General features: G+C 70.9%; 28 protein-coding genes and 1 tRNA gene. 13 read left to right on the forward strand and 16 right to left on the reverse strand.

Annotated features, from left to right (window positions below; all coding sequences use genetic code 11):
- Positions 1-114: 114 nt before the first annotated feature.
- Both ettA and WMF14_RS06390 read right to left on the reverse strand, forming a co-directional pair.
- Positions 115-1788, reverse strand: coding sequence for an energy-dependent translational throttle protein EttA (ettA, locus tag WMF14_RS06385; protein WP_437550177.1), 1674 nt, complete (start codon positions 1786-1788; stop codon positions 115-117).
- Positions 1789-2138: 350 nt separating this feature from the next.
- Entirely contained in the window at positions 2139-3887 is a 1749-nt protein-coding gene (locus WMF14_RS06390; RefSeq protein ID WP_437799282.1) for a lipopolysaccharide biosynthesis protein, read from the reverse strand.
- 87 nt (positions 3888-3974) lie between these two features.
- On the opposite strand from WMF14_RS06390, the gene WMF14_RS06395 reads away from it, so the two are divergent.
- The 5 genes from WMF14_RS06395 (at position 3975) to WMF14_RS06415 (ending at position 7884) form a co-directional block, all read left to right on the forward strand.
- A tRNA-Asn gene (locus tag WMF14_RS06395) sits at positions 3975-4047 on the forward strand.
- Positions 4048-4342: 295 nt separating this feature from the next.
- On the forward strand, positions 4343-5290 hold the full coding sequence (locus WMF14_RS06400; RefSeq protein WP_437799283.1) for a hypothetical protein: 948 nt from the start codon (positions 4343-4345) through the stop codon (positions 5288-5290).
- Positions 5287-5748, forward strand: a complete 462-nt coding sequence (locus tag WMF14_RS06405) for a PIN domain-containing protein (RefSeq protein ID WP_437799284.1) — start codon at positions 5287-5289, stop codon at positions 5746-5748. Before WMF14_RS06400 ends, WMF14_RS06405 begins: the two co-directional genes overlap by 4 nt.
- A 328-nt stretch (positions 5749-6076) precedes the next feature.
- Complete coding sequence (locus WMF14_RS06410) at positions 6077-7141, forward strand: NAD(P)-dependent alcohol dehydrogenase (protein ID WP_437804153.1); 1065 nt, start codon at positions 6077-6079, stop codon at positions 7139-7141.
- A gap of 50 nt (positions 7142-7191) precedes the next feature.
- On the forward strand, positions 7192-7884 hold the full coding sequence (locus tag WMF14_RS06415) for a dihydrofolate reductase family protein (protein WP_437799285.1): 693 nt from the start codon (positions 7192-7194) through the stop codon (positions 7882-7884).
- Positions 7885-8021: 137 nt separating this feature from the next.
- On the opposite strand, the gene WMF14_RS06420 is transcribed toward WMF14_RS06415, so the two are convergent.
- On the reverse strand, positions 8022-8981 hold the full coding sequence (locus WMF14_RS06420) for a LysR family transcriptional regulator (protein WP_437799286.1): 960 nt from the start codon (positions 8979-8981) through the stop codon (positions 8022-8024).
- Between the two features lie 149 nt (positions 8982-9130).
- Between WMF14_RS06420 and WMF14_RS06425 the strand changes: the two genes are divergently transcribed.
- Together WMF14_RS06425 and WMF14_RS06430 are read left to right on the forward strand one after the other, a co-directional pair.
- Positions 9131-9670 carry a hypothetical protein gene (locus WMF14_RS06425; protein WP_437799287.1) on the forward strand — a complete coding sequence of 180 codons (540 nt, stop codon included), beginning with the start codon at positions 9131-9133 and terminating at the stop codon, positions 9668-9670.
- Positions 9667-11094, forward strand: a complete 1428-nt coding sequence (locus WMF14_RS06430) for an MFS transporter (protein WP_437799288.1) — start codon at positions 9667-9669, stop codon at positions 11092-11094. The genes WMF14_RS06425 and WMF14_RS06430 overlap by 4 nt, the downstream gene beginning before the upstream one ends.
- A 99-nt stretch (positions 11095-11193) precedes the next feature.
- Here the strand turns inward: WMF14_RS06430 and WMF14_RS06435 are convergent, their stop codons facing one another.
- On the reverse strand, positions 11194-11937 hold the full coding sequence (locus tag WMF14_RS06435) for an SDR family oxidoreductase (RefSeq protein ID WP_437799289.1): 744 nt from the start codon (positions 11935-11937) through the stop codon (positions 11194-11196).
- A 158-nt stretch (positions 11938-12095) separates the two neighbouring features.
- On the opposite strand from WMF14_RS06435, the gene WMF14_RS06440 reads away from it, so the two are divergent.
- Positions 12096-13025: a cupin domain-containing protein gene (locus WMF14_RS06440; RefSeq protein WP_437799290.1), complete on the forward strand. Its 930-nt coding sequence runs from the start codon at positions 12096-12098 to the stop codon at positions 13023-13025.
- Here WMF14_RS06440 and WMF14_RS06445 read toward each other — a convergent pair.
- Positions 13006-13620, reverse strand: a complete 615-nt coding sequence (locus tag WMF14_RS06445) for a DNA-3-methyladenine glycosylase I (protein ID WP_437799291.1) — start codon at positions 13618-13620, stop codon at positions 13006-13008. The genes WMF14_RS06440 and WMF14_RS06445 overlap by 20 nt on opposite strands.
- Before the next feature lie 255 nt (positions 13621-13875).
- Entirely contained in the window at positions 13876-14445 is a 570-nt protein-coding gene (locus WMF14_RS06450) for a class I SAM-dependent methyltransferase (RefSeq protein ID WP_437799292.1), read from the reverse strand.
- 62 nt (positions 14446-14507) lie between these two features.
- On the opposite strand from WMF14_RS06450, the gene WMF14_RS06455 reads away from it, so the two are divergent.
- On the forward strand, positions 14508-14966 hold the full coding sequence (locus tag WMF14_RS06455; protein WP_437799293.1) for a MarR family winged helix-turn-helix transcriptional regulator: 459 nt from the start codon (positions 14508-14510) through the stop codon (positions 14964-14966).
- A 163-nt stretch (positions 14967-15129) separates the two neighbouring features.
- Here the strand turns inward: WMF14_RS06455 and WMF14_RS06460 are convergent, their stop codons facing one another.
- From WMF14_RS06460 to WMF14_RS06470, 3 genes are read right to left on the reverse strand one after another with little or no spacing between them, the layout of a single operon-like run.
- Positions 15130-15798, reverse strand: coding sequence for a glutathione S-transferase family protein (locus WMF14_RS06460; protein ID WP_437799294.1), 669 nt, complete (start codon positions 15796-15798; stop codon positions 15130-15132).
- A gap of 43 nt (positions 15799-15841) precedes the next feature.
- Complete coding sequence (locus WMF14_RS06465; RefSeq protein WP_437799295.1) at positions 15842-16432, reverse strand: SRPBCC family protein; 591 nt, start codon at positions 16430-16432, stop codon at positions 15842-15844.
- 10 nt (positions 16433-16442) lie between these two features.
- Positions 16443-16772: an ArsR/SmtB family transcription factor gene (locus WMF14_RS06470; RefSeq protein WP_437804154.1), complete on the reverse strand. Its 330-nt coding sequence runs from the start codon at positions 16770-16772 to the stop codon at positions 16443-16445.
- Between the two features lie 108 nt (positions 16773-16880).
- Here WMF14_RS06470 and WMF14_RS06475 point away from each other — a divergent pair, with 108 nt between their 5' ends.
- The 3 genes from WMF14_RS06475 (at position 16881) to WMF14_RS06485 (ending at position 18326) form a co-directional block, all read left to right on the forward strand.
- Positions 16881-17399 (forward strand): SRPBCC family protein, encoded by a 519-nt coding sequence (locus WMF14_RS06475; RefSeq protein ID WP_272100772.1) that lies wholly within the window; start codon positions 16881-16883, stop codon positions 17397-17399.
- Entirely contained in the window at positions 17383-17742 is a 360-nt protein-coding gene (locus WMF14_RS06480) for an ArsR/SmtB family transcription factor (protein WP_437799296.1), read from the forward strand. Before WMF14_RS06475 ends, WMF14_RS06480 begins: the two co-directional genes overlap by 17 nt.
- A gap of 92 nt (positions 17743-17834) precedes the next feature.
- Complete coding sequence (locus WMF14_RS06485; RefSeq protein WP_272100776.1) at positions 17835-18326, forward strand: Fur family transcriptional regulator; 492 nt, start codon at positions 17835-17837, stop codon at positions 18324-18326.
- Positions 18327-18637: 311 nt separating this feature from the next.
- Here WMF14_RS06485 and WMF14_RS06490 read toward each other — a convergent pair whose 3' ends face one another.
- The 5 genes from WMF14_RS06490 to WMF14_RS06510 all read right to left on the reverse strand — a co-directional run bounded on the left by WMF14_RS06490 (position 18638) and on the right by WMF14_RS06510 (position 22568).
- Entirely contained in the window at positions 18638-18868 is a 231-nt protein-coding gene (locus WMF14_RS06490) for a hypothetical protein (protein WP_437799297.1), read from the reverse strand.
- A 134-nt stretch (positions 18869-19002) separates the two neighbouring features.
- Entirely contained in the window at positions 19003-19779 is a 777-nt protein-coding gene (locus WMF14_RS06495; protein ID WP_437799298.1) for an ABC transporter ATP-binding protein, read from the reverse strand.
- Positions 19779-20588, reverse strand: a complete 810-nt coding sequence (locus tag WMF14_RS06500; protein WP_437799299.1) for an ABC transporter permease — start codon at positions 20586-20588, stop codon at positions 19779-19781. The genes WMF14_RS06495 and WMF14_RS06500 overlap by 1 nt, the downstream gene beginning before the upstream one ends.
- Positions 20585-21415: a molybdate ABC transporter substrate-binding protein gene (gene modA / locus WMF14_RS06505; RefSeq protein ID WP_437799300.1), complete on the reverse strand. Its 831-nt coding sequence runs from the start codon at positions 21413-21415 to the stop codon at positions 20585-20587. The genes WMF14_RS06500 and modA overlap by 4 nt, the downstream gene beginning before the upstream one ends.
- A gap of 46 nt (positions 21416-21461) precedes the next feature.
- Positions 21462-22568, reverse strand: a complete 1107-nt coding sequence (locus WMF14_RS06510) for a substrate-binding domain-containing protein (protein ID WP_437799301.1) — start codon at positions 22566-22568, stop codon at positions 21462-21464.
- Positions 22569-22840: 272 nt separating this feature from the next.
- Here WMF14_RS06510 and WMF14_RS06515 point away from each other — a divergent pair, with 272 nt between their 5' ends.
- On the forward strand, positions 22841-24268 hold the full coding sequence (locus WMF14_RS06515) for a sensor histidine kinase (protein ID WP_437799302.1): 1428 nt from the start codon (positions 22841-22843) through the stop codon (positions 24266-24268).
- Between the two features lie 63 nt (positions 24269-24331).
- Here the strand turns inward: WMF14_RS06515 and WMF14_RS06520 are convergent, their stop codons facing one another.
- Complete coding sequence (locus WMF14_RS06520; protein ID WP_437799303.1) at positions 24332-24874, reverse strand: GNAT family N-acetyltransferase; 543 nt, start codon at positions 24872-24874, stop codon at positions 24332-24334.
- Complete coding sequence (locus WMF14_RS06525; protein ID WP_437799304.1) at positions 24871-26121, reverse strand: hypothetical protein; 1251 nt, start codon at positions 26119-26121, stop codon at positions 24871-24873. Before WMF14_RS06525 ends, WMF14_RS06520 begins: the two co-directional genes overlap by 4 nt.
- Positions 26122-26174 lie beyond the last annotated feature (53 nt).

A 26174-nucleotide genomic window follows, 5' to 3' on the forward strand; every position in this document is an offset into this window, starting at 1 on the left:
GTGATCCTGTGCGAGGAAAATACCGGTGCGTGCGCGTCGCACCCGACCGGAATCGTGCTCCAGGGTGGAACGCCGCGGGGGCGCCGTGCAGGGCGGCGTGCGAGGCAGGCCGGGTCAGCCCGCGGTGAGCTTGCGGTAGCGGAGCTTGCGGGGCTCGGCCGCGTCGGCGCCGAGGCGGCGCTTCAGGTCGGCCTCGTAGTCGGCGTAGTTGCCCTCGAACCAGACGACCTTGCTGTCGCCCTCGAAGGCGAGGATGTGGGTCGCGATCCGGTCGAGGAACCAGCGATCGTGGCTGATGACCACGGCGCAGCCGGCGAAGTTGAGCAGCGCCTCCTCGAGCGAGCGGAGCGTGTCGACGTCGAGGTCGTTGGTGGGCTCGTCGAGCAGGAGGACGTTGCCGCCGCGGCGGAGCAGCTTGGCGAGGTGGAGGCGGTTGCGCTCGCCGCCGGAGAGATCGCGGACCTTCTTCTGCTGGTCGCTGCCGGCGAAGTTGAAGCTCGCGACGTACGCGCGCGAGTTGACCTCGCGCTTGCCGACGAGGAGGCGATCCTCGCCGCCGGAGATCTCCTGCCAGACGTTGTTGTTCGGGTTGAGCGCGTCGCGCGACTGGTCGACGTACGCGAGCTCCACGGTCTCGCCGAGCTTGAGCGCGCCGCCGTCGGGCTTCTCGAGGCCCATGATCATGCGGAAGAGCGTGGTCTTGCCGGCGCCGTTCGGCCCGATGATGCCGACGATGCCGCCGCGCGGGAGCGAGAAGCTGAGGTCGTCGATGAGGACGCGATCGCCGAAGCCCTTGCGGAGGTGCTCGGCCTCGACGACCACGTTCCCGAGCCGCTGGCCGGCGGGGATGTGGATCTCGTTCTCCTCGACCTTCTTCGACTTGTCCTCGGCGAGCAGCGTCTCGTAGGCGGCGAGGCGGGCCTTGCTCTTGGCCTGGCGGGCGCGCGGGGCCAGGCGGACCCACTCGAGCTCGCGCTCCAGGGTGCGCTTGCGCGCGCTCTCCTGCTTCTGCTCGAGCTCGAGGCGCTTCTTCTTCTGCTCGAGCCAGCCGGTGTAGTTGCCCTCGTACGGGATGCCGGCGCCGCGGTCGAGCTCGAGGATCCAGCCGGCGACGTTGTCGAGGAAGTACCGGTCGTGGGTGACCGCGACGACGGTGCCGGGGTAGTCGTGGAGGAAGCGCTCGAGCCAGGCGACGCTCTCGGCGTCGAGGTGGTTGGTCGGCTCGTCGAGCAGCAGGATGTCCGGCTTCTCGAGGAGGAGCCGGCAGAGGGCGACGCGCCGGCGCTCGCCGCCGGAGAGCTTGGTGACGTCGGCGTCGGGCGGCGGCAGCCGGAGGGCGTCCATGGCGCGCTCGACGACGCGGTCGATCTCCCAGCCGTTCGCGGCCTCGATCTTGTCCTGGAGGGCGGCGTACTCCTCGAGGAGCGCCTCCATGTCGGGGGGCGACTCGCCGAGCTTCGCGCCGATCTCCTCGAAGCGCTGGACGAGGGAGCGGACGTCGTGGACCGCCATCTCGACGTGCTCCTGCACGGTCTTGCCGGCCTCGAGCTGCGGCTCCTGGGCGAGGTAGCCGATGCGGATGCCGTCGGCGGGCTTCGCTTCGCCGAGGTACTCCTTGTCGACGCCCGCCATGATGCGCAGCAGGGTGCTCTTGCCGGCGCCGTTCGAGCCGAGGACGCCGATCTTCGCGCCCGGGTAGAAGGAGAGCCACAGGCCCTTCAGCACCTCCTTGTTCGGGGGGTGCACCTTCCGGACATCCTGCATCGTGAAGATGAATTGAGGGGCCACGTCTTCGCCTGCCTGTGCGTGCCCGGCGCGCCGTGGGGCTCCGCTCGGCCTTCGAGCGGGCGCGGCGCTGGCCGGGCTGGGGGGAGAGGCCGTATGCGAGATCGCCGGCTGACGGTCAAGAGGGCGTCGAGGCGGCTGTAGGCGGGCGCGCAGGGCGCGCGTCGGGACGGACGCGGGCGGGCGGAGCTAGAGCACCAATCATGTTGAAACCCGGAGAATTTTCACAGGGAGGCGAGGAGGCGGGGAGGAAGAAAAAATGAATTTCTCCCGCTTGCTGTCTCTCGCTCCCCGCCTCCTCGCCTCCCTGTGAAATTCCCGCTTTTTCTCGTGGTTTCAGCCCGTTTGTCGCTCTAGGCGCGCCGTGCGCCGCGCCCGAACGCCTGCTTGAGGGCGGCGAGATCCTCGCGGCCGACCTCGCGCGTGGCGACGAGCACGGCGACGTACACGAGGGCGACGAGGATCGCCTCGCCGAGCACGGCGATCTTGCCGAGCCACGGGAGCTGCGTGCCCACGGCGATCGCGGCGAGCAGCGCGGCGCCGACGCGGAGCGCCGTGCGGGCGGGGACGAAGCCGCCGGCGGCGCGGTGGAGCAGGACGCCGCCGGCGACCGCGGCGGTAGCGAGCGCGAGCGACGTGGCGACGGCGGAGCGCACGAGCATGTCGGGGCCGAACGCGGCGCGCGGGACGGCGATCGAGCAGCCGGTGGCGACGAGGAGGACGGTGGCGGCGGTGAGGGCGGCGGCCGCGCGCTCCCGGTGCAGGCTGGTGAGCGCGGCCGAGGCGACGCCCAGGACGGCGAACGCGCCCATGCCGAGGGAGAGGACGCGGAGCGTGTCGCCGCCGCGGCTCCAGATCTCGACAGGGAAGGCGAAGCGCAGGACGTGCGGGGCGAGGCCCGAGATCGGGGCGCAGAGGAGCCCGGTGAGCAGGAACGAGAGGCGGACGCCGGTCATGGCGTAGCGGCGGACGGCGGCGCGGTCGTTCTCGGCGTGCGCGCGGGCGAGCATCGGGAAGAGGATGAACGTGACCGAGAGGAGCAGCTGGTACGGCAGGAACGCGAAGAGCTGCGCGCCGCGGTAGACGCCGATGAGGTCGTCCGCGGCGTTGGCGCCGAGCGCGAGCCCGCTCGTTGCCTGCCCGAGGAAGCGGCGGAGGAGGAAGAAGTCGGTCTGGAGCAGGAGGTTCAGGAACGTCTGCGAGACGGCGAGCGGCAGGAGGAAGGCGGCGTGCTGGCGGATCGAGGGGCCGGCGCTGCCGCGGCGGCCGAGGCCGGTCCTGGTGAGCGCGAGGGGGACGATGACGGTGGCGGCGGCGACGAAGCCGGTGATCGCGCCGAGGACGCCGCTCTGGCCGGCGCGGAGGAAGAGGAAGGCAAAGCCGGCGATGCTCGCGGTGCGGAGCGCGCCGTAGCCGACGTCGAAGGCGGCCTGCGTGAGGAAGCGCCGCTGGCCGTTGAGCGCGCCGACGAGCGGGGCGTAGAGGCCGTAGAGGAGCACGACGGCGGCGGCGAGGCGCAGCGGGCCGGCGACGTGCGGGGCCTCGGAGAAGTCGGCGATGGCGCCGGCGAGGAGCGCGAAGCCGGCGGAGACGACGACGGCGAGGACGGCGTGCAGGGCGAGCGTGCGGCGGAAGGCGGCGGCGACGTCCTCTTCCGCGACGCTGGAGACGGCGCGCGAGACGCCCTGGATGCCCGTCGCGACGATGACGTTGTTGACGACGCCGACGCCCGCGAGGACGACGGAGACCGCGCCGTAGCCGTCGGTGCCGAGCAGGCGGGGGAGGATGAGCTGCTGGACGAAGCCGAACAGGATGAAGGAGACCTTGGCGCCGGCGATGGCGAGGCCGCCGCGGCCGGCGGAGCGGGCGGCGGAGGGGGAGGGGGCGGTCGGGGCGGAAGGGGAGGGAGAGGAAGCGGCAGGCGCCGGGGCGGCCTGCGTAGGGTCCGCGGCGGTTCGCGAGGGATCCGGGGCGGAGTGCGGGGGATCCGAGGGCGCCGGAGCGTCCGGCGGCGGCGGGAAGGGCACGGCGGCGCGCTGCACGGCGGCGTTGTCGCAGAAGCACGCCGGGCGGGCAATCTCGCGCGGAGCGGGCGACCACACCGGGGCGTCACGTAAACTTCAGCGGCGGTGCGGATTCGCTTGACGGGAAGGCCTCGCCGACTATCCTCGCGCCCGTCTCCAACGCATTCCAGCTTAGCTCAGTTGGTAGAGCAGGCGGCTGTTAACCGCCGGGTCGCTGGTTCGAGTCCAGCAGCTGGAGCTATTTCGCCGAGGCGACCCGGTCTGGGCGCCAGGCCGACAAGGGGCCTTGCCAGAAAACCTGGCAAGGCCTCTTTGTTTTTTCCGCAGATCACGCAGCGCGCACGCGGAACCCAGGAGAGCGCTCAGAGCAAGACGGGGCGCGTGACGAGCCACAAGGTTCGGCCCACGGAGAGCCGAGACCGAGCGGTGCTCTTGAGTTCACGGTGAACGGCTCCGCGCTCTGGGGTTCACAGCTCCTCCTCCTCTCCTTGCCGGTCGCGCCCGCACACCGGAAGATAGAGAGGGAGGCCGCGATGAAGAAGCACACCATGACGCTGCTGGGAGGGACGCGCGGCGAGCTTCGCGTTCCGGCAGACGTGCTTCTCGAGACGGTCGGCGCGCTGCTCGAGGGTGCCCGCCAGGCGACGCGCTTCGTCGTCGAGGGCGAGAGCACGCGCAAGGGGCCGCGACCCGTGTGGCTCGATGTGGCTTGTCGCGTGGAAATCACGGGGCTGACCGCTGGTTCCGCCGTCGTGGCGCTCGAGGCTCCGACGCTGGCCGACGTGGCGCCCGAGCGCTTTGGAGGCGCGCATCGAGTCTCGCTGTTCGTCGAGGCGCAGCGGCTGATCGAGACGAGCAGCTCGGCCGTGGACATCTTCGCGGGGGTGCTCGCGAGCGTCGTGAAGGGCGACCGAGATCGCGTGCTCGCCGACCGCGCGCTGCTCGACACCTGCGTCCGGTTCGCTCGGGCTGCGCGTGACGGCTTTCATGGCGTACAGCTCGAAGGCGTCGCTGGGCTCGACGCGCCCCTCGTCGTGCGACGCGACGACGTGGGCAAGATCGAGCTCCTTCGCGACGAGACCCCGGATCCCAAGGCCGTGCGTGTGACCGGCACGCTGGACACGATCTCCGCGACGAAGTCGGACGTCATGCTCACGCTGGCTGATGGCACTGCCGTGGCTGCCCGGCTCGACGCCCGCGACAACGAGCAGCTCAAGACCCTGTTCGGCTCGCGGGTGGTGGTTTCGGGCATGGCCCAGTTCCGTCCGTCCGGCAAGCTCCTGGTCATCGACGTCGAGTATCTCGGCCCCGCGCGCGCTGGTGACGCCGTGTTCGAGAGCGCGCCAAAAGCCACAGCCAGGAAGCCCGTGGCCTCCTGGGTGCCGCAGGACGAGGCCACTGGCGTGTCGGCGTTCTTCGGCACATGGCCGGGGGACGAGACCGACGAGGAGCTGCTCGGCGCGCTCGAGGCGATCCGGTGAGCCAGCGGATCTACCTGCTCGACACGAGCGTGATTCTCCCGCTGGTGCGCGGTAACGCGCTGGGTCGGTACATCGACGAGCGCTTCGGTCTGCGGTCCGCTGCGCAACGTCCGCTCGTGTCCGTGGTCAGCCTCGGCGAGGTGCGCGCGCTCGCGCTGCGCAACGCCTGGGGCGACGCCAAGCTCCAGGCGCTCTCGAATGCGCTCGGCAGCCTGGTAGTCGTGGACATCAATCATCCAGCCGTCCTCGAGGCGTACGTGCAGCTCGACCTGGTCTCGCAGCGCCATCCGGACGGCGCCCGCAACATGGGAAAGAACGATCTGTGGATCGCGGCCTGCGCCAAGGCTGCCGGCGCGACGCTGCTCACCACGGACGACGACTTCTCCCACCTGATCCCCGAGCACCTCGATGGCGAGGTCATCGCTCCCACGATGGCATCGCGCCACGAGGGCGAATAGGACACCCCTCCCGTACGACGGAAGCGCTCGCGGGATCGCGGCAACGTCCGACAGCCTCGTGCTCGGCGCCACGAACCACGAGCTCTTGCGGCGCGCTTCGCACGTCGGGGCGCGATCGTACACCCCCGGTGCGTCGATGGACAGGCACGCTGCTGCTGTGCACGCCGGCTCATAAATTGGCGAATTTATTGTGACTTCAGCCCGTTCGGTGCACTGGTTCACCCTCGACGCCGAGCGCATTATAGTGCCGCACGTGGCCCGGCAGCCAACGAGCGAGCAGGGCCGCTCCTACCTCTTCCGTGAGCTCAAGCTCTTCCAGGAGTCCAAGATGACCGTGAAAGCCTTTGGTGCCCATGCCGCCGACAAGCCGCTCGAGGCGCTCGACATCTTTCGTCGCGCCCCAGGCGACCACGATGTGCAGATCGACATCGCCTACTGCGGCGTCTGCCACTCCGACTTGCACACCGTCCGAGGTGAATGGGCGGGCACGCTTTATCCGTGCGTTCCTGGGCACGAGATCGTGGGGCGGGTGTCCGCCGTGGGGGCCCAGGTATCTCGCTTCAAGAAGGGCGAGCTGGTCGGCGTCGGTTGCATCGTCGACAGCTGCGGTCGCTGCGCGTCCTGCGCCGAACACCTCGAGCAGTACTGCGAGAGGGGCATGACGCTCACCTACAACTCTCCGACCCCGGACGCCCCCGGGCACACGCTGGGCGGCTACTCCCAGCGGATCGTCGTCAACGACAAGCACGTGGTGAAGATCACCCATCGCGAGGATCAGCTGGCGGCCGTGGCCCCGCTGCTCTGCGCCGGCATCACCACCTATTCGCCGCTTCGGCACTGGAACGCCGGGCCCGGCAAGAAGATCGGCGTGGTGGGCATCGGCGGGCTCGGCCACATGGGCGTCAAGCTCGCCCACGCGATGGGCGCGCATACCGTCGCGTTCACGACGTCAGAGTCGAAGCGGCAAGACGCCAAGGCCCTCGGCGCGGACGAGGTCGTTGTGTCGCGCAACGCGAACGAGATGGACCGCCACGCCGACAGCTTCGACATGATCTTGAACACGGTCGCGGTGAGCCATGACCTCGACGCCTTCACGAGGCTGCTCAGGCGGGACGGCGCCCTGGTGCTCGTGGGCGTGCCGAAGGACGCCCACCCGTCGCCCAACGTCTTCAACCTCGTGCTCAAGCGCAGGACGATCGCCGGGTCGACGATCGGCGGCATCGCCGAGACGCAGGAGATGCTCGATTTCTGCGCGGAGAAGGGGATCGTCTCCGACATCGAGGTGATTCCGATCCAGCGGATCGAGCAGGCGTACGAGCGCATGCTCAAGGGCGACGTCAAGTATCGCTTCGTCATCGACACCGCCAGCTTGGCCGCCGCGCCACAGCGGTAAGGCCGACTGTCCAGCGGTGCGGACAACTTCGTCGCGAGGGAGGACGCTCAGTGAAGCCCTACGTCATCGTTCATATGTCCACGAGCATCGATGGTCGAACGCTGCCCAGCCGATGGCGCCCGGAACGTCAGAATCCGGCGCCGTTCTACGACCGCCTGCACGAAGAGCTCGGCGGCGACGCGTGGATCGTCGGACGGATCACGGGACAGGAGTTCGCCAAGAAAGACGCCTACGCGGCACACACGAACGAGACGTTTCCGCGTGAGCCCTGGCTTGCGCGGCGCGACGCGAAGGCCTTCGCCGTCGTGATCGACGCCCGCGGGAAGATCGCGTGGGGGCGCTCTGACATCGGCGGAGATCCCATCGTGGTCATCCTCACCGAGCAAGTCTCCGACGCGCACCTCGCGGGGCTGCGCGCCGACGGCGTGTCTTACCTCTTCGCTGGCGAGACCGAGCTGGACATCCACCTCGCGCTCGAAGCGCTGAACCGCGAGCTCGGCGTGAAGCGACTGCTGCTCGAGGGGGGCGGGGTCACCAATGGCATCCTCCTTCGAGCCGGCGTCGTCGATGAGGTGAGCCTCCTCGTGTGTCCTTCCGTCGACGGGGCACCCGGCGCTCCGTGCCTGTTCGATGCGGCTCGCGAGGAAGACGGACAGCGCGCGCCGGTGCGAGGTATCGAGTTGACGCACAGCCAGGTGTTCGAAGGCGGCGTGGTGTGGCTTCGGTACCGGATCGAACGCTGACCAGCGCGGACTCGGCAGGGAGGCCCTGGCTGAGCTGGAGCCCCCCGAACCCGGGCCTCGGCTGCGTTCGTTCTTCGCTCACGCCCGGCCTGACGCACGAGCCGGGCGAAACGGATCGTCGAGACTGAGGGGCGGCATTAGCCCCTTCGCCTCTTCCGTGGCTCGCGGCGCTGCCCATCACGCCCGTTCCGCGCCACCGCCTCTTCCCCGCCTGCCACGACCTCCCGCACGCTGTCGCGCAACCAGCGGTGAGCGGGGTCTGCGTCCAGCCTGGGGTGCCACAGCAACGAGACGGTGATCTCCGGCGCAGCGAAGGGCAGCGCGAAGCTGAACAGGCCGTCTCGCAGGCTCCTTGTGTGGTGCTCCGGAACGGTGGCGATCAGATCGGTCGCGCGCGCCAGGGCGATCGCAGTCGCGAACCCGCCGACGATGGTCACCACCTCGCGCGCCAGACCGAGCGCGGCCAGGTTCTCGTCGATGCGCCCCTTGGCTACGCCGCGCCGTGAGAACACGACGTGGCGTCCGGCGGCGTAGCTCGCGGGCGTGATCTTCGCCCGGCTGATGGGGTGGTCGCTGCGCACGACGCCGATGAAGCGGTCGCGGAACAGCGCCTGGGTGCGCAGCTCGGGGCTTGTGTCTTCGTCGACGACGCCCGTCTCCAGGTCGACCGCACCAGAGCGCAGCGGCCCGCTGTCCTTGTCGGGCTTGGCCACGAAGCGCAGCCGGACGCCTGGCGCCTGGGCGCCGGTGCGCTCGATCAAGGCTGGACCGAAGCTCTCGACGAAGCCCTCGCTGGTGCGCAGCGTGAAGGTGCGCGCCAGGCGCTTCAGGTCGAGCTTCTCGGCAGGGCGCAGGACGGCCTCGACGCCCTGCACAAGGTGGCTCACGCGCTCGCGCAGCTCCAGCGCGCGCGGAGTCGGCACCAGGCCGCGCCCAGCGCGCACCAGCAGCGGGTCGCCCAGGGTCTCCCGCAGGCGCGCGAGCGCACGGCTCATCGCCGAGGGGCTCAGGCGCAGGCGTCGGGCCGCGCCGGTGACGCTGCCTTCCGTGAGCAGCACGTCGAGCGTCACGAGCAGGTTCAGGTCGGGCAGCGCCATGCCACCAGGCTAGCAGAGGTCTGGGTGAACCATCGCGTCAAACGCAAAGGTATATTGCATCCGTTGCGCGTTCCGCAATCCGTGGCGGCGTCCTAGCTTGGACGTCGAAGCGCGGATCACGTCGATTCGAGCCGAGCCGGAGGCCACCCATGACCGAGAACGCCCTTGAACTGTTCATCCATCGCACCCGCGCCAGCTGGGGACCGCTCAGCAGTGAGCTGGTCGCCAGCTGTCGCCATCACCTGGAACAGCTGGCGAAGGCGCACGCCTCCGAGCCCTGGCTCGCGGCGCTGCACGAGGAGGCGCCCGCGTCCAGGGAGCTCTACCGGGATGCGAAGGACGGCTTCGTGCTTCAGGCCCACACCGAGCAGGCCGGGCTCTACCGCCCGCCGCACGACCACGGTCGCAGCTGGGTGATCTACGCCCTTCAGCGCGGAGAGATCGCGATGTCGACCTACGCTCGCGTCGAGACCGGAGCCGGCGTCCAGCTGGTCAAGCGTGACGAGACGCTGTTGCGCGCCGGGCAGGCGCAGCTGTTCTTGCCGGGGGACATTCACGACACGCGCAGCGTTGCCGGCCCGGCGCTGCTGTTCCGTTTCACCGAGCGCGATCTCAAACAGGAAGATCAGGTCGCGCGGCGCGTGACCCGCTTTGTCGAGCGCCACGGCGTCTGGACGGTGGGAACATGATGGCGCTGCGCACCTCGATCGCGGGTGCGCCCCTGCCGAGCGAGGCGCCCGATCAGGCGGCTTCCAGTGTGCGCGGCCCGGCGCGCGCGGAGGCGATTGCGTGCGTGCTCGCGGCCATGGTGCTCGTTGTGCTCTCCGCAGGCATCGCCAACGTGGCGCTGCCCGTGCTGGCGCACGCGTTCCAGGTGACGCCCGCCGTGTCGGTGCGCGTCGTCAGCGCCTACCAGCTCGGGCTGGTGATGGCGCTGTTGCCGTGCGCCGCGCTGGGCGAGCGCCTGGGCTATCGCGCCGTGTTCACGGCGGGCGTCGGGCTGTTCACGGGCGCGTCGTTGCTGTGTGCGCTGGCACCATCGCTCCACTGGCTGGTCGCTGCGCGCTTTTTGCAGGGGCTCGGGGGCGCCGCCGTGATGGCGCTCGGGGTGGCGCTGCTGCGCTTCGTGGTTCCGCAGGCGCAGCTGGCAGCCGCCATCGGCTGGAACGCGCTCGCCGTGGCGCTGTCCTCTGCCGCAGCGCCCACGGTCGGCGCCGTGCTGCTCTCCAGCGCGAGCTGGCCCTGGCTGTTCGCCGTCAATCTTCCGCTCGGCGTGGCGGTGCTTCTCGCCACGCGCGGCCTCCCCGACGTCCCCGGCGCGGCGCGAGCGCTGGACGCGACAAGCATGGCGCTGAACGCGGGCGCCTTCGGCGCGCTGATCGCGGGCGCGGAGCAGCTGCCGGTAAAGCCAGCGCTCGGGGCCGGCTTGCTTGCCGCGTCCGTCCTGAGCGCGGCGCTGTTGCTCCGCCGCGAGCTGCCGAAGGAGGCGCCCCTGGTGCCGCTCGACCTGCTGCGCAGCCGTTCGTTTCGCATCTCCGTGATCGCGTCGGTCGCGTGCTTCGCGGGACAGGCCTCGGCGCTTGTCGCGCTGCCCTTCTATCTGCGGCACGGCTTCGGCCAAGAGGCCCTGACCACCGGACTGCTGATCACGCCCTGGCCGCTGAGCGTGGCCATCGTGGCGCCCGTCGCGGGCCGGCTCGCCAACCGCATCTCCACGGCCTGGCTGTGCGCGACGGGCGCGGTGTGTCTCGCGCTGGGGCTCGCTGCGCTCGCGCTGATGCCGGCGCACGGCAGCGCGCTGGCGCTGGTGCCGTTCGTGGCGCTCTGCGGCGCCGGCTTTGGCCTGTTCCAGGTGCCGAACAACCGCAACATGTTCCTCGCGGCGCCGCGCGCGCGGAGCGCCGCCGCGGGCGGCATGCAGGGCACCGCGCGGCTGGCCGGCCAGACGGCGGGCGCTGTCGTCATGACCTTGCTCTTCACGCTCACGCCGCTCGACGCCGCGCCGCGCATCGGCCTCGGTATCGGCGCCCTGCTGACGCTGGGCGCCGGGACCGTCAGCACGCTGCGCGCTGGCTCGCACCGCGGCCATGACGGTGGGGGGATGGGCACATGAACAGCGCTCGAGCAGAGAGCGCCGCGGGCGAGCAGGAGCGCGCGACGAGGGCGCTCCGGTCGCGGCGCGCGACGATCCCCCGCGTCCCGTCGACGGTGCCTATGTCGATCGAGCCAGCGCCAGCGCGTCGGGGCCGGCCGGAAAACGGAGCTTCCCCGTCGCGTCGTTCGCGGCGCGCCACACGACCTCGGCCACGTCGGACTCCCTCGTCACCGCGGACGGCTGCCCGAGAGAGGCGAAGATGCGCTGTGCGAAGGGCGCGTACGCCTCGGGGATCAGCCCCTGCATGCGGGCCCCCCCGTTGCTCGTGAAGCTCGTGCTCGGGCCATAGCCCGGCTCGACGAGCTTCACGCGCACATTGAACTCCTCGAGCTCGAACGCGAGCGACGCGGTGAACCCTTCGATGGCCACCTTGCTCGCCGTGTACACGGCCACCAGCGGCATGGGCGCCAGCGTCGCGCTCGAGGTCACGTTCACGATCACCCCCGACCTGCGCGCGCGGAGCTGGGGCAGCACGGCCTGCGTCATCGCCATCACGCCGAAGGTGTTGGTCTCGAACACGTCGCGCACCGTGGTCATCGGCGTGACCTCGAAGGCGCCCATGAGCCCGATACCCGCGTTGTTGACGAGCACGTCGATGGGCCCGCTCGCCTCGAGCGCGGCCGCGATGCTCTCGGGCTTCGTCACATCGAGCGCGACCACGCGCAGCCGGTCCGAGCGGCTCAGGACGCCCTCGCGCGGCGTGCGCATGGTCGCGACCACGTTCCACCCCTGCGCGTGGAAATGGCGCGCCGTCTCGAGGCCATAGCCAGAAGAACAACCCGTGATGAGCACCGTCTTCATCGCATCACCTCCCCGCGAGACTCGCCATGAAATCCAACCGTCGCCTTCATATCGACCCCTCTGCCGCGGCGCGCGCGGCGTTGATGAGGGTAAAGTAGTCGCGGCACGTCGGACGATCTATGATGTACAGTCCGTATTTCGTTTGCTAGAGTCCGGACGTGAGCGACCCTTTCTCCGAAATCATCGCGCTGCTCCAGCCGCGCGCCGTGTTCTCGAAGGTCATCAGCGGAGCCGGCCGCTGGGGTGTTCGCTACTCGGATTTCGGCCAACCGAGCTTCTCTGCCGTGCTCGAGGGCAGCTGCCGTCTCGCTGTCGACGGTCAGCGCGCCGTCACGCTGGAGGCAGGTGATTTCGTGCTCCTGCCGGCGACGCCGGGCTTCACGCTGTCGGGCTTCGATCCGGTGAAGCCAGAGCGCATCGACCCCAAGATCGCGCCCGCGCCGACGGGCGAAGTCCGCCACGGCACGCGCGGCGGACGCCCCGACGCGCGGCTGCTCGGCGGCTATTTCGTCTTCGACACGCCGGACGCGGCCCTCATGGTGTCGCTGCTGCCGGCGCTCGTGCACGTGCGCGGCGTCGAGCGGCTCTCGGTGCTTGTGCGGCTCGTCGGCGAGGAGTCGAACGAGCAGAAGGCGGGTCGCGACCTCGTGCTCACGCGGCTCGTGGAGGTGATGCTCATCGAGGCGCTGCGGTCGACCTCAGGTGACGACGCGCCTCCCGGGCTCCTGCGCGGGCTGGCCGATGCGCGGCTCGCGCCGGCGATACGACACATGCACGGCCAGCTCTCGCGCTCGTGGACGATGGCCGAGCTCGCGAAGACGGCGGCGCTCTCGCGCTCGACGTTCTTCGAGCGCTTCACCCGCACCGTCGGCCTGCCGCCGATGGAATACCTGCTCGCTCTGCGCATGGCCGTCGCGAGGGATCTGCTCCGCCGCCACGACCTCGGGATCGCCGAGGTCGCCGAGCGCGTCGGCTACGGCTCGGCGAGCACCTTCAGCACGGCGTTCAGCCGACACGTGGGCCAGCCTCCGAGTCACTACGCGCGCGGGCTAGCCGCTGCTCGAGCCGTCAGCGTCGGGGACGCTTGAATCTCTCGCGCGAGCGCTCGACTTCTCCTCGGATGACGCAGCCCTCGACGTGATCGTTCACCAGCCCCATCGCCTGCATGAACGCGTACACCGTCGTGGGGCCGACGAACTTCCAGCCGAGCTTCTTCAGGTCCTTCGAGAGGGCGACCGACTCCGGCGAGGTCGATACGGTCTGCGGGGGCGCGAGCCGCTCCGCTCGGGGCTCGTAGCGCCAGAGGAACGCCGCCAGCGAGCCCTCTCGCTCGACGAGCTCTCTGGCGCATCGCGCGTTGTGGATGACGGCCTCGATCTTGCCGCGGTGGCGGATGATCCGCGCGTCTCCGAGGAGCCGCTCGACGTCCCGCCCGGTGAAGCGAGCGACCTTGTCGAAGTCGAAGCCGTGGAACACCGCGCGGAAGCTCTCACGCTTGGCGAGGATGGTGCGCCAGCTCAACCCGGACTGGAAGCCCTCGAGGCTCAGCTTCTCGAACAGGCGGCGATCGTCGCCGACAGGAAACCCCCACTCCTGATCGTGATAGTCGATGAACTCCGGCGCTGCGCCGGACCAGCGGCAACGCGCTCGGCCGTCGGGCCCCACGATCGTCGCGGCGCTCATGGCGCGTCGCCTCGCAGGAACCCGAGCCGCTCGTCGACTCGAACGATCTGAGCGCGCGTCGTCGGGTTGCTCACAGCGTCGCCTCGCCGGATGGCCGCTGTCGCAGCCGCGGAGAGTCGATCTCGTAGGACGGTCGTCCTGGGCTGTCAAGCGTCGCTGCGCCCGCCCTCGCGTGAACGTCGCTGGACGCTGGTGATGACGGTGATCCCGGGAGTCTTTCCATCAATAGCGTGCTATGTATCCGGGCGACGCGAGCTACTCCGCCGAACGGACCAGCCAGTACCAGTGCGATCTGATCACGCGCCGGCGGCTCGCCCTGGCGTCGCGCAGCTCGAAGCGAGGAGCGAACGTCGTCTCCACGGCGGCGGCGTCGAGCGGGATGCCGGCCGGCGCCGCGTCCAGCGCCCAGATCAGGTGGGTGCCGCCCGGCGCGAGGAGGCGGGAGATCTCCGATACATAGAGGCCCTGCTGGGTCGCGTCGAGGCAATGGAAGCAGCCGACGTCGAACGACAGATCGAAGGGGCCGGTGAGCGCGTCCAGCTTCGTCACGTCGCCGACGAGGAAGTCCGGCCGGACCTCGTCCGCGGCCACGCGGGCGCGCGCCTTGGCGATGGCGACCGGGGAGAAATCGACGCCGGTGACGCGGAGCCCCTGCTGGGCGACGTAGCGCGAGAAGCGGCCGACGCCGCACCCGAGATCGAGCACGCCGTTCGGCGCTCCTCGGCGCACGAGCGCGGCGATCTCAGGAGGGATCCGAATATCTCCCCACAGGGTGAGGGGGCGGCGATAGGCGCGGTCGAAGTAGGCGCTGGTCGTGGATGACATGCGGTCTTCCGGGGTTCGGGTTGCTGTTGCCTTCGGAACATCACCCATGTATATCGCATGCTATGAAAGTCAAGGGAGGCCCCGCGTGGGCGCCCGAGTCCGTGCCCACCTTCTGGGTCAACCACGCCTCGCGGTTGATCATGCGCCATTTCGAGGAGCAGCTCCGCCCTCTCGGGTTCGGGATGGCCTACCTCCCGGTGATCATCGCCCTCGAGGAGAACGGTCCTCTCCTGCAAAGGGATCTCCTCGAGCGCGCCCACGTCGAGCAGCCGACGATGGCGGCGCTCCTCGGCCGGATGGAGCGCGACGGGCTGATCGTGCGCGCGCCCGACCCTGTCGACGGCCGCGCACGTCGGGTGTCGCTCACGGCCAAGGCCAAGGCCCGCCTTCCCGCGGTGATGAGCGCGATGCAGCGGGTGGTCGAGCGCGCGATGTCGGGCGTGAGCGAGCGGGAGCGCGCCGCGCTGATGGCGACGTTGCGAAGGGTGGTCGAGAACCTCGACGACCCTTCCGCGGGCTGAAGCGCCAGGCGCCGTCTAGAGGGACAAACGGGGTGAAACTGCCTGAAAAGCGCAGAATTTTGAACGCCAAGGCGCCATGAGACGCCAAGGTATTTTGTTGTTCTTATGGCGTCTTGTGGCGCCTTGGCGGTTCATTTCTCGCCTGAGCAACGTGATAGGTATTCTAGTCGCGATCGGTCGGCGCGCCGCCCGGGAAGTAGTGGCGGTAGGGTCGGCCGCCCTCCACAGCGCGATCGACGGACGGGCGCTCACGCAGGCGGCGGTAGTAGGCGCGGAGGTTCGGGTGGCCGTCGAAGGGGTGGACCCAGTCGGCGTAGAACAGCGACGGGGCGGCGGCGCAGTCGGCGAGGGTGAAGGCCTCGCCTGTCGCCCAGGTGCGGCCGGCGAGCTCACCGTCGAGCCAGGCGTAGACCTTGTCCAGGGTGGCGCGGGCCAGAACCTCCCCGTACTCGTCGCGCGGGTTGGACTGCATCTCGCGGATGCGGTTGTTCACGATCACCTGCATCGTATTCATGACGTAGTTGTCGAAGATGCGGTCGAATTTCCGCACCTGGAGCGCGGCGGTCGGATCGGGCGGGATCAGGCGGGCAGGGTCCGGATGAGCCTGGTCGAGCCACTCGACCACGATGGTCGCCTCCCACAGGCTGAGGTCGCCGACCCTGAGCACGGGGAACTTGCCGAGCGGCCAGATCGCCGCCAGCTCCGCGCCGGCCTGCGGATTGGAAGGCTCCAGCACACGCAGCTCGAAAGGGACGTCCTTTTCGTAGAAGGCGATGAAGGCCTTCTGGGAGTAGGATGAGAAGGGGTGGGCGTAGAGGATCGGCGTCGTCATGGCGGCCTCGCTGCTTCGCGTGTCTTCAAGCGGTTCGTGTCTGCTAGCAATCATGATCCGGCGACACCGTCGAGCCTTCCGTCGGAGCGCCCGAAATTGCCGCAAGATCAACCTGAACGGTGTTCTGGCCGGGTCTCTTCGCGCCCCTCGCCAGCTCTTCGCCGAGCGCGTCCAGCATCTGGAGCCAGCTCGGGTGCGCGCCGGTCCGGCGAGCGAGCGCCTCGCTCACGTTCTGCTCGAGCCTCACGAGCGTCCGCCCGTTTCGCTCGGTGAAGGTGATCGACACGAGCGTCTCCTCCGGCCAGTCCCGATCGTGGCCCTGGCTCTCGGACGAGGCGGGATTCCCGTTCGCGTCAGCGATGCGCATGGTGAACGCGATCCGCTCCGGCCGCACGACCTCGCGATAGACACCGATGGTCCAGCAGTCGCCGAACTGCGGGTTGTGGATGCACGAGTGGAAGCCTCCTCCCGGCCGGATGTCGATCCGCGCGAAGCGGAGGGTGCACCCCCGCGGCGCGAACCAGCGCGCGAGCAGGTCGGGGTTCGTCCACGCATCGAACACCACGTCCCGCGGAAAATCGAACGTGCGCTCGATGAGGACCGTGGGCTCATGAGGGACTCGAGCAGATTGCATGATGACGTGATCACCCTTTCTTCGGCGGATGCAGCTCGTGCAGGAGGTCGTCCAGTCGGTCGAACGCGTCCTCCCAGTGTTGCCGGTACTGCTCGACCCAGGTCGCCACCTCGCGCATCGGCGCGGGGTTGAGCTGGCAAACGTGCTGCCGCCCGTCGCGCCGCTTCTCGATCAGGCCCGCTCGTTCCAGGGTTGCCAGGTGCTTGGAGATGGCCTGTTGCGAGATCTGAAACGGCTGCGCCAGCTCGTGCACCGACGCAGGCCCCGTCTTGAGCCGCACGAGGATCGCGCGCCGGGTGGCGTCGCTCAGGGCGGCCAGCGTCGTGCTCAGCGAATCCACAACCATATGGTTGTGGATCGATGCCCGGAAGTCAAGCGAAGGTCGAAGTGCAATCAATTGGTTGCACTTCGTGGCGCGGCCCTTTATTGTGCATCCAGGAGGTTGCACATGGCATCGACGGACAGGATCGAGAAGCGGGTCACGCTGCGCGCGCCCGTGTCACGCGTGTGGCGAGCGATCGCCGACGCCCGGGAGTTCGGGCGCTGGTTCGGCGTCGAGCTGGTGGGGGAGTTCGCCGCCGGCAAGACGCTCACCGGCATCTTCGATGAGGAGCTCAATGAAGCCGCCATCATCGACTACCAGAAGAGCCGCGGTCTCCGGCCTTCGAAGGTGAAGCTCCCCGAGAAGGGCGCTGTGTTCTGCACGGTGGAGCGCATCGAACCGGAGCGGTACTTCAGCTTTCGCTGGATCCCGTATGGCATCGACGCCGAGGCCGACCTGGACAACGAGCCGACGACGCTCGTCGAGTTCCGCCTCGAGGGGGTCGCTGAAGGCACGCTGCTCACCATCGTGGAGTCCGGCTTCGACCGTGTGCCAGCGCATCGACGCGAGCGCGCGTTCCGCATGAACGAGGGGGGATGGGCCGCTCAGGCCGAGAACATCGCGAAGTATGTCGAAGGCGTGTGAACCGGCGGTCGCTGATGTCTTCTTCGCCCTCGGCGACGGGACGCGGCTATCGGTGGTGACCAGGCTCGGGGCCGGAGGGGCGCTGTCGGCGACCGCGCTCTCCGACGGAGCGAAGGTGACGCGACAGGCGATCGTGAAGCACCTTCGGGTGCTCGAGGGCGCGGGCCTCGTGACGCACGAGCGGCGCGGGCGCGAGGTCCTCTACGCCCTCGAGCCGCGGCGGATCGAGGATGCCCGCGTGTTCCTCGACGGGATCTCCGCAGGCTGGGATCGCGCGCTCGAGCGCCTGCGTCGGATGGTCGAGGAGCCTCCGTCGCCTCCGCGGAAACGGGAAATGCCATAAGGAAGCGGCTTATTGGCGAAGTCCTGACTGAAGCTCCGCGAGGTGCCGGGCCAGCGTTGACCATCTTGCGAACGGTTCGTATAGTTCCCCGCGTGCGTCATGTGACCCAGCCGCCCGCGCTCGACGAGGCCGGCCTCGAAAGGGCGCTGGAGCGGCTGCGGCGCACGGTGCGGCAGCGCGGCCTGAAGGGGTCGTCGGTCCGCGACGCCATCGCGCGCGCGGCGCTCCTGCGGCGAGGCCACTTCTCGGTCGACGACCTGCTGAAGGAGCTCCGCGAGAGCGGCGTCGTCGATGCCCACCCCGCCACGGTCTACCGGGTCCTACCGCTCCTGGTCGAAGCGGGGCTCCTCCAGATGACGCTCGTGTCGAAGGGCGACGGCGCGCGGTACGAGCGAGCGTTCGAGCGTGAACATCACGACCATCTGATCTGCACACGCTGCGGCAAGGTCGTGGAGTTCGAGTTCGAGGCGATCGAGGTTCTTCAGCGCGATGTCGCGGAGAGATTCGGCTTCCGCTTGACGGGCCACGTCCACGAGCTGCTCGGGATCTGCAAGGACTGCAGCGCTGCCGGCGTCGAGCGCTGACGCGCGCGAGGCGCCGTGCCGGCGCTGCAGCGCGACCGGATCAGCGGCGTGCCCGACCGCGAGGCAGGCGGCGTACGTGAGCAGCGACCCGCACACCACCACCAGGTAGCCAGGCCACTCGATCCAGCCGGCGCTCAGGGCGACGAACGCGCCGACGAAGCCGAACATCGCCGCGCATCCGGCCACGGCGACCCACCGGCCAAAACGCCCCATGGCCGCGCACGCGAGCGCCCGGACCCGCGCGCTGAACGTCCCCCAGGGCCCGCCCAGCGGACGAGCCGTCGAGGACGCGCGCGCGAGCGCCCGGGCCCTCACGCGACACCTCGCCTCACGACGTTCATCACCTCGGTCGTCCTCCGCGCGTGGAGCTCCGCGGCGGCCTCTCCGAGCACGACCCACAGCGCCTCCAGGCTGAAATCGTCGAGCCGCACGGAGACGGGGCCGAGGTGAATCGAGATACCCCCGCAGTCCAGGCACCGCTGGACGTGCGCGACACCGTTGTATGCGAGGGTTTCGTGATGACAGTCCTTCGGGTTTGACAAGTCGACCTCCCGAGCGAGACGGTAACGCGAATGATTATCATTTTCAATAGAATCGCGCAGGGGTCGACTGGCGGATGGCCTCGTGACGGGGATCCGGCCGTGAAAGAGGGTCTTCGCTGCTCCTCGCTGAATTTTCAGGCTGAATCCGCGCTCCTGGAGCGCGGCGAATCGCCGCTGCTGCGCGCCGCGGCGACGAACTCCTCCACGAAGGGCGACGCCGGTCGGGCGGAGAGCTCCTCCCAGGTGCCGGCCTGCGTCACGCGCCCTGCCTCGAGGACGGCGATGCGATCTCCCAGGAGCCGCGCGTCCGTCGCGTCGTGCGTGACGACGACGGTGGGCAGGGCGAGCGTTCGCAGGTAGTCCGAGAGGAACGCCCGGACCTCGCGGCGCGAGTGGACGTCGAGCGCGGCGAGCGGCTCGTCGAGGAGCAGCGCCCGCGGGCCCACGGAGAGCGCGCGCGCGAGCGCCACGCGCTGCTTCTCGCCTCCGGAGAGCGCCTGCGTCTGCCGGCGGGCGTGCGCGGCGATGCCGAGCTCGTCGAGCATGGCGTCGACGACCTCGGCGTCGGCCGCGCGCCGCCGCCGTGAGGGAGCGCTCCTCACCGCGAACTCGACGTTCTCGCGGACGCTGAGGTGCGGGAACAGCGCGTAGTCCTGGGGCACATAGCCGATCCCGCGCTGCTCGACGGGCACGTCGATCCCGGCCGCCGTGTCGAGGAGCACGGCATCGCCGACCTCCACGCGCCCTCGCTCCACGGGCAAGACGCCGAGGAGGAGCGAGAGCAAGGTCGTCTTCCCGGCGCCGTTCGGCCCCACCAGGACGAGCGAGCCGTCGCCGGTGTCGAGCTCGGCGTCGATGCGCAGGCGCCCGACGCGCGCGGTCACGCGGGCGCGGAGGCGCTCCGCGGCCATCACGGCGCCGCCTCGGGGCGCTCGGTGGAGCGCCGCAGCACGGCCCGCACGAACAGGAGCAGCGTGAACGCCACGACGACGAGGACCATCGACAGCGCCTGCGCGGCGCGCAGCTCGGACTCGAGCGCCGTGTAGATGGCGAGCGGCAGCGTCTGCGTCCGCCCCTCCAGGTTGCCGGCGAACATGAGCGTCGCGCCGAACTCGCCGAGGGAGCGGGCCCAGCTCATCGCGGCCCCCGCGGCGAGCCCAGGGGCCGAGAGCGGCAGCGCCACGCGGAAGAACACCCGGAGCGGCGACGCGCCGAAGGTCCGCGCGACCACGAGGAGCCTCGGGTCGACCCTTCGAAACGCGCTGGTCGCCGCCTGCACGAAGAACGGCGCCGAGACGAACACCTCGGCGACGACGACCGCCGTCGTCGTGAACGAAACGGACCACCCCGCGGGGTAGAGCCATCCGGCGAGGAGCCCGCGGCGGCCGAACGCGAGCAGCAGCGCGACGCCCGCGACAGCGGGCGGGATGACGATGGGCAGCTGCACCACCGCCTCGACCGCGCGCGAGAGCCGCCCGCGCGAGCGCGCGAGCGTCCAGGCGAGCGGCGTCCCCAGGACGACCACGACGGCGAGGCTCGCGGTGGTCGTCAGGAGGCTCAGGCGCAGCGCGGGCCACACGAGGGGGTGGCGGAGCCCCTGCTCGACGTCCCCCGCCGTGGCCATCGCGAACAAGGCCAGGATCGGGACGGCCAGGAAGGCCACGAGGACCGCGCCGACCGTGGCCAGGGCGACCCGCTCCGCGCGGAGGCGCCCGCTCACCGAAGCGCGCCGCTCCCGGAAGGCACGAGGAACCCGGCGCGCCACAGCGCCGTCCGGCCGGCCTCCGACGTCACGAGGTCGACCCACGCGCGCGCGAGCCCGGGGTGCGCGGCGCCGGACACGACGGCGATCGGGTACTCGGCGATGACGTTGACCTCGGGCGGGATCGCCACGACGACCACGCCGTCCTGCGCCGCCTGCGCGTCCGTCCGGTAGACGACGCCCGCCTGCGCTTCCCCGAGGCGCACCTTGGCGAGCACCTGCCGCACGTTGGGCTCGCGCGAGGCGACCTTGGACTCCACGCGCGCGCGGAAATCCGCGCCAAGGGAGGCCGACGCGCGATCGAGGATCTGCTGCGTATAACGGCCGATCGGGACCTCGGGCGTGCCGATGACGATGCGCGCCGCGGCGGGGAGGTCGGCGAGCCCCCGGACGGTCGCGGCGCTCTCGCTCGCGACGACGAGGACGGGCTCGTTGCGCGCGAAGACGACGGGGCCCGCGGCACGCTGGGATTTCACGAGCTCGTCCATGTGGCGCTGATCCGCCGAGGCGAACACGTCGGCCGCGGCGCCGTGCTCGAGCTGCGTGCGGAGCTCCTGCGTGCCGGCGAAGTTGAACGTGACCTCGACGCCCGGATAGGAGCGCTTGAAGTCCTCTCCCAGCGCGGTGAACACGTCCCGGAGGGAGGCGGCGGCGAAGACGACGAGCTTGTCCTCTCGCTGGGCGGACGCCGGCTCCGAGCGCTCGCAGCCGCCGAGGACGGCGAGGCACGCCGCGAGGATCAGCAGGGGGAGGGCTCGCAACAGCTGTCGTCGGGGGTACTTCATCCGGGAGACTCCTGGGGTCCGTCGTTCCATGGCTCGGGTCGCGCGGTCATGCCGCTCGCACCTCGGCGACCCGCTCGCCCGCCCGGCGAGCGTCGTAGGCGAGCGCCGAGAGCTCGCGGCGGAACTCCCCTGAGACGAGGACGTCGAGCAGGCGCTGCACCCTGCCGTCGTCGAGCCCCTCGCGCGGGACCGCGAGATCGTAACGCTCCTCGGCCAGGGGCACGAAGCCGAGCCCGAACGCCATCGCCGCGTCGCGCGTCGCGACGCCGGTGTCCGCCGCGCCCATCGCCACGGCGCGCGCGACGTCGAGGTGGCCGGCGACCCGCAGGTGCGGCTTGCGGGCGAGCTCGAGCGGCAGCCCGTGGCCGCGCACCTCGCGCTCGAGGAGCCGCTGGGCGCCGGCGCCCGCCTCGCGGCCGGCGAGGCGCAGGCCGGGGAGGCCGAGGTCGGCCGCGCCGCGGATGCGGTCCGCGTCCTCGCGGCGAACGATGAGGCCCGCCTCCCAGCGCGCCAGCGTGATGAGGACGATCGGCTCGGCGTGCCCGAGCCGGCGGACGTCGGCGACGTTCGCCTCGCCGGTGCGCGCGTCGACGAGGTGCACGCCCGCGACGTGGGTCCGCTGCCGGGCCAGCGCCTGGAGGGCCGCGGTGCTCGAGCGGGGGAACCAGAGGAACCGCCCCGGCCCGGGCCTCGTGTTGAGGCGGTCGGCGAGCAGCCCGAGGCCGGCCGCGCAGCCCATCATGACGACGTTCTCCTCGACCTCGGCGAGCGCCCGGAGGGGCTCGACGACGGCCCTCCCGCGCCGCTCGCCGGTCACGATGCCGTCCGCCGCCATCCGCACCGCGTCCCGCTCGAGCGGGTAGGAGACCCAGCGGTCCGCGATGCGCGCGACCGCAGCGCGGCCCAGCGCCGCCGGAGCGTCGGTCTCGGTCGCGAGATCCGCCGCCGCGCTCGGCTCCCCGAAGAGGTCCTCGACCGAGCAGTCGAGGGCGCTCGCGAGGCGCAGCGCGACGTCGACCGCCGGGGTCGCGCGGCCCGCCTCGATGGCGCCCACGCTCTGCCTCGTGAGGCGGGCGCGCTCGGCGAGCGCCACCTGGGACAGCCCGCGCGCCTCGCGCCGCTCGCGAAGCCGGTTCGCCGCTCGGTCCGTCATGACGCACACTCTTTACACCGAGGAACGCTTGCTTGTCATCCGCTGGCGGCCTCCAGGCGCTCCTCGTCCCCCGACAGGTCGAGCCTTGACAGGACGAGCCGCCCTGCTCGTCGCGCGTTGTCCTGCCACGCTCCCGCTCGCCGCCGGAGCGCGTCCTGCCGTGCTGTGTGGCGCCGGGGCGCCTTGCTCTTCGTGCAACGCGGCCTAGCCTTCGCGGAGTGGCTCAGCCCCACGGATCCGCCGACGCCCGTCGAGAGGACGGAACTTCGGTCATGCCGACGCGGACGAGCTTCGAGGCCACGGCGAGGATGGGCTACGCCATCCTCACCCTGCTCCTGGCGCTCGGCATGGCGTTCTCGGTGCGGCGCTTCTCGTCCGTGGCCGAGGCTCAGATCGATCGGCTACGCGCCAAAGAGCACGAGATCACGCTCGTGGAGCGGCTCGGGTGGAGCAGCGAGCTCATCGTGTCCGAGGGCAGGGGCTACCTCATCTCCGGCGATCCCGAGCTCCTCGAGCAGGCGAAGATCGCCAGGGCGCGCTTCGGCGAGCACGTCAGAGCGCTCCGCGACCATGCGCTCAGCCCGACCGGTCTCCAGCGGGTGGCCGAGGTCGAGCAGGCGGCCAGGCGCCTCGTCCGGACGCAGGAAGAGCTGCTCGCCGCCCGGCAGCGGACCGAGGACGCGGGCGAGCTCGTGCGTCGGTTCGATGAGGAGCTGAGGCCGCTTCACCGCGATCTCGAGGGCTCCCTCGCACGCCTCGTCGACCACAAGCAAGCCATCCTCAGGCAGCTTTACGATGACGCGAAGGCGGAGCGAGCCCGGCTGGAGGTGTGGCTCGATGGTCTGCTGGGCTTGCTGGTCGTGGCCGGCCTGGGGATCGCCTGGTACTTCACGAAGCTCCTCGGCGGCCCGTACCACAAGGCGCGGGAGGCGCGCGACGCCGCGCGCCTGGCGCTGGCGGCCCGCGACGAGCTCATGGGCATCGTGGCCCACGATCTTCGCAACCCGCTCGGCGCCATCGCGCTGAAGGCCGCGCTGCTGCGGAGGGGAGCCGACTCCGAGCGGACACGGCAGCAAGCGGAGTCGATCGAGCACGTCTCCCTGCGGATGGAGCGCCTCATCAGGACCATGCTCGACGTGACGACGATGCAAGCCTCCACGTTCTCGGTGACGCCGAAGCCGTGCGCGGTGGAGGACCTCCTGCACGAGACCATGGAGATGTTCGGGCCGCTCTCCGAGTCGAAGCAGGTCCGGTTCGAGCAGTCCCTGAAGGAGCCCGGGCTCGTGATCCGCGCGGAGTGGGAGCGCGTGCTCCAGGTGCTGTCGAACCTCGTCGGGAACGCGCTGAAATTCACGCCCCAGAGCGGCCAGGTGACCCTCTCGGTGGACCGGGACGGGGCGATGGCCCGCTTCGCGGTCCTCGACTCGGGGCCAGGGATCCCCTCCCAGAACCTCACGAGCATCTTCGAGCGGTTCTGGAAGGACGAGACGCCCGGGAAGAAGGGCACCGGCCTCGGGCTCTACATCGCCAAGGGGATCGTCGACGCGCACGGCGGCCGCATCTGGGTGGAGAGCGAGGTCGGGCAGGGCGCCCGGTTCTACTTCACGCTCCCGATCGCCGAGGCGGCGGGACACGAGGCGCCCGCGGCGGCAGAGGCGCCGGCGCCGTCGGCGGGAGGCGACGACCGCCCGCGCGGGTGAGGCGTCGATCGACGCGGCACGCGGCACGCGGCGCGCGGCGGCGCCCTCCCGGGACGCCCCGCTTCACGGCTGCCCGCCGGCCGGCCCGCCCTCCCGGACGCGCGCGTAGAGCAGCACGTCACCCACCCGCCCGTCCTTCACGACGTGCCGGCGCATCCGCGCCTCGAACGCGTAGCCCGCCTTCTCGAGCACGCGGGCGGACGCCCCGTTCCAGTCGAAGACCCCCGCCTGGATGCGCTCGAGGCCCAGCTGCTCGAAGCCGTACCGCGTCAGCGCGATCACCGCCTCGGTCGCCAGCCCGCGGCCCCAGTAGGACGCGCCGAGCCAGTAGCCGAGCTCCGCGGTGTGCCGGTGCACGTCGTCGAGGCGCTCGAGGCCGATGCCGCCGGCCGCCTCGCCGGCGACCACGATCGCCAGGCCCTCGCCGGGCCGCGCGTTCGCCGCGCAGTGCGCGATCCAGCCCTCGGCGTCCTCGCGCGTGTACGGGTGCGGGAAGCGATCGCGGAGGTTCGCCCAGACGCGGCGGTCGTTCGCGTTCTTCACGAGCGCGTCGACGTCGACCGCAGCCCAGGGACGCAGGGTGAACGCGGGCATCTCGAGGATCATGGGGTCGCTCCCTCCGGTCGAGCCTCGCCGGCCCGAGCCTCCGATCGATCGAAGAGCTTCACGAGGATCTCGCTCCCGATGCCGGTCGCGACCATCCGCTCGCGCCGGTTCGAGAGCAGCGCGCCGAGCCACGACAATGCGCCGCCGTCCCCGATCGGGAGCTCGAGGCCGTCGTCCCGCCGGATGATGAGCTGGATGAACGGCCCGGCGTAGTAGCCGAGCCCCTGCAGCCGCGCGAGATCGTAGGCGACCTCGACCTCCGGCCGCGCGCGGGTGAGCGGCTCGCTCACCTCGGCGACCCAGCGCTCGGCGCGCGCGATGAGCTCGGGGCCGAGGCCGAGGGACCGCGCGGCCCCCACGACATCCGCCGCGCGCCGCGGCAGATCGACGGCGGCCTCGCGCAGGGCCGCCTCGGACGACCCGGGCTCGTGCGCCTTCGCCCGCCGCGTCATCGCGTCCGCGTCGACGCCGCGCGCGCCGAGGCTCGCGCGGACCAGCGACGTGTCGGAGAGCACGACGCGCAGCCCCGCGGCGCGAAAGCCCGCGTGCGGCAGCGCGCGGACCAGGTCGGCCCAGACGAGGAGGTGCTCCAGCAGGGCGCGCCGCTCGCACGCGTCGTCCTCGCCCCGCGCCGGCGAGCGGGCCGCCGTCGCGAGGGCGAACAGGCGGAAGTGCGGCGTGAAGCCCGGCTGGGTCGTGGGCTGCATGCGCAGGACGCGCTGGCTCGCGCAGAACCGCAGCGGCTCGCCGCCCCGCGTCCCGCGCCGGCGCCGCGCGGCGTGCAGCGCGAGGCCCGTCGTGGGATCCGCGGCGACCTCGGCGAAGCGGACCGTCGCGAGCACGTTGTTCGGCTCGACGCCCGCGCACGCGGTGGCGCCAAGGGGCCCGATCGGGGCGAGATCCACCGCCTCGAAGCCCACCGCCGCCGCGTACGCCGCCGCGTCGAGGGCGTGCAGCCGCCGGGCGTCCGCCGTCGAGGCGTGCGTCATGGGCGCGCGCTCCGCGTGGTCGAGGACGTCGGCGAAGCTCCGCCGCAGCGCGCGCCGGCGCAGGCAATGGAGCAGGAGCGTGGTCAGCTCGTTGCCCGGGAGCTCCTCGGCGAGGAGCCGATCGAGCGGCTGGCCGGGGTGCTCCTCGGCCGCGCGGCGGGCGATGCGCGACGAGAGCTCGCCGGTCTTGTCGCCTTCGAGCGGTCGCCGCGAGGGAGCGGTTGACGGCGTCGTGGGGTCGTCATCGGCGGTGGGCATGGCTGGCTCCTCGTCGACAGCGTGCCCCGGATCTGGCACCCTGGAAAGGTCCA

The organism is Sorangium sp. So ce693 (assembly GCF_051521375.1).
Taxonomy (GTDB): domain Bacteria; phylum Myxococcota_A; class Polyangia; order Polyangiales; family Polyangiaceae; genus Sorangium; species Sorangium atrum.

Bases quoted from the DNA above. Each gene is read 5' to 3' on its own strand.
- WMF14_RS06495 (WP_437799298.1), bottom strand. From the start codon at position 19,779: ATGGCCGCGGAGCGCCTCCGCGCCCGCGTGACCGCGCGCGTCGGGCGC.
- WMF14_RS06475 (WP_272100772.1), top strand. From the start codon at position 16,881: ATGGCATCGACGGACAGGATCGAGAAGCGGGTCACGCTGCGCGCGCCC.
- WMF14_RS06430 (WP_437799288.1), top strand. From the start codon at position 9,667: ATGATGGCGCTGCGCACCTCGATCGCGGGTGCGCCCCTGCCGAGCGAG.
- WMF14_RS06515 (WP_437799302.1), top strand. From the start codon at position 22,841: ATGCCGACGCGGACGAGCTTCGAGGCCACGGCGAGGATGGGCTACGCC.
- WMF14_RS06435 (WP_437799289.1), bottom strand. From the start codon at position 11,937: ATGAAGACGGTGCTCATCACGGGTTGTTCTTCTGGCTATGGCCTCGAG.
- WMF14_RS06410 (WP_437804153.1), top strand. From the start codon at position 6,077: ATGACCGTGAAAGCCTTTGGTGCCCATGCCGCCGACAAGCCGCTCGAG.
- WMF14_RS06525 (WP_437799304.1), bottom strand. From the start codon at position 26,121: ATGCCCACCGCCGATGACGACCCCACGACGCCGTCAACCGCTCCCTCG.
- WMF14_RS06520 (WP_437799303.1), bottom strand. From the start codon at position 24,874: ATGATCCTCGAGATGCCCGCGTTCACCCTGCGTCCCTGGGCTGCGGTC.
- WMF14_RS06510 (WP_437799301.1), bottom strand. From the start codon at position 22,568: ATGACGGACCGAGCGGCGAACCGGCTTCGCGAGCGGCGCGAGGCGCGC.
- WMF14_RS06460 (WP_437799294.1), bottom strand. From the start codon at position 15,798: ATGACGACGCCGATCCTCTACGCCCACCCCTTCTCATCCTACTCCCAG.
- WMF14_RS06445 (WP_437799291.1), bottom strand. From the start codon at position 13,620: ATGAGCGCCGCGACGATCGTGGGGCCCGACGGCCGAGCGCGTTGCCGC.
- WMF14_RS06400 (WP_437799283.1), top strand. From the start codon at position 4,343: ATGAAGAAGCACACCATGACGCTGCTGGGAGGGACGCGCGGCGAGCTT.
- WMF14_RS06425 (WP_437799287.1), top strand. From the start codon at position 9,131: ATGACCGAGAACGCCCTTGAACTGTTCATCCATCGCACCCGCGCCAGC.
- WMF14_RS06420 (WP_437799286.1), bottom strand. From the start codon at position 8,981: ATGGCGCTGCCCGACCTGAACCTGCTCGTGACGCTCGACGTGCTGCTC.
- WMF14_RS06455 (WP_437799293.1), top strand. From the start codon at position 14,508: ATGAAAGTCAAGGGAGGCCCCGCGTGGGCGCCCGAGTCCGTGCCCACC.
- WMF14_RS06465 (WP_437799295.1), bottom strand. From the start codon at position 16,432: ATGCAATCTGCTCGAGTCCCTCATGAGCCCACGGTCCTCATCGAGCGC.
- WMF14_RS06450 (WP_437799292.1), bottom strand. From the start codon at position 14,445: ATGTCATCCACGACCAGCGCCTACTTCGACCGCGCCTATCGCCGCCCC.
- modA (WP_437799300.1), bottom strand. From the start codon at position 21,415: ATGAAGTACCCCCGACGACAGCTGTTGCGAGCCCTCCCCCTGCTGATC.
- WMF14_RS06480 (WP_437799296.1), top strand. From the start codon at position 17,383: ATGTCGAAGGCGTGTGAACCGGCGGTCGCTGATGTCTTCTTCGCCCTC.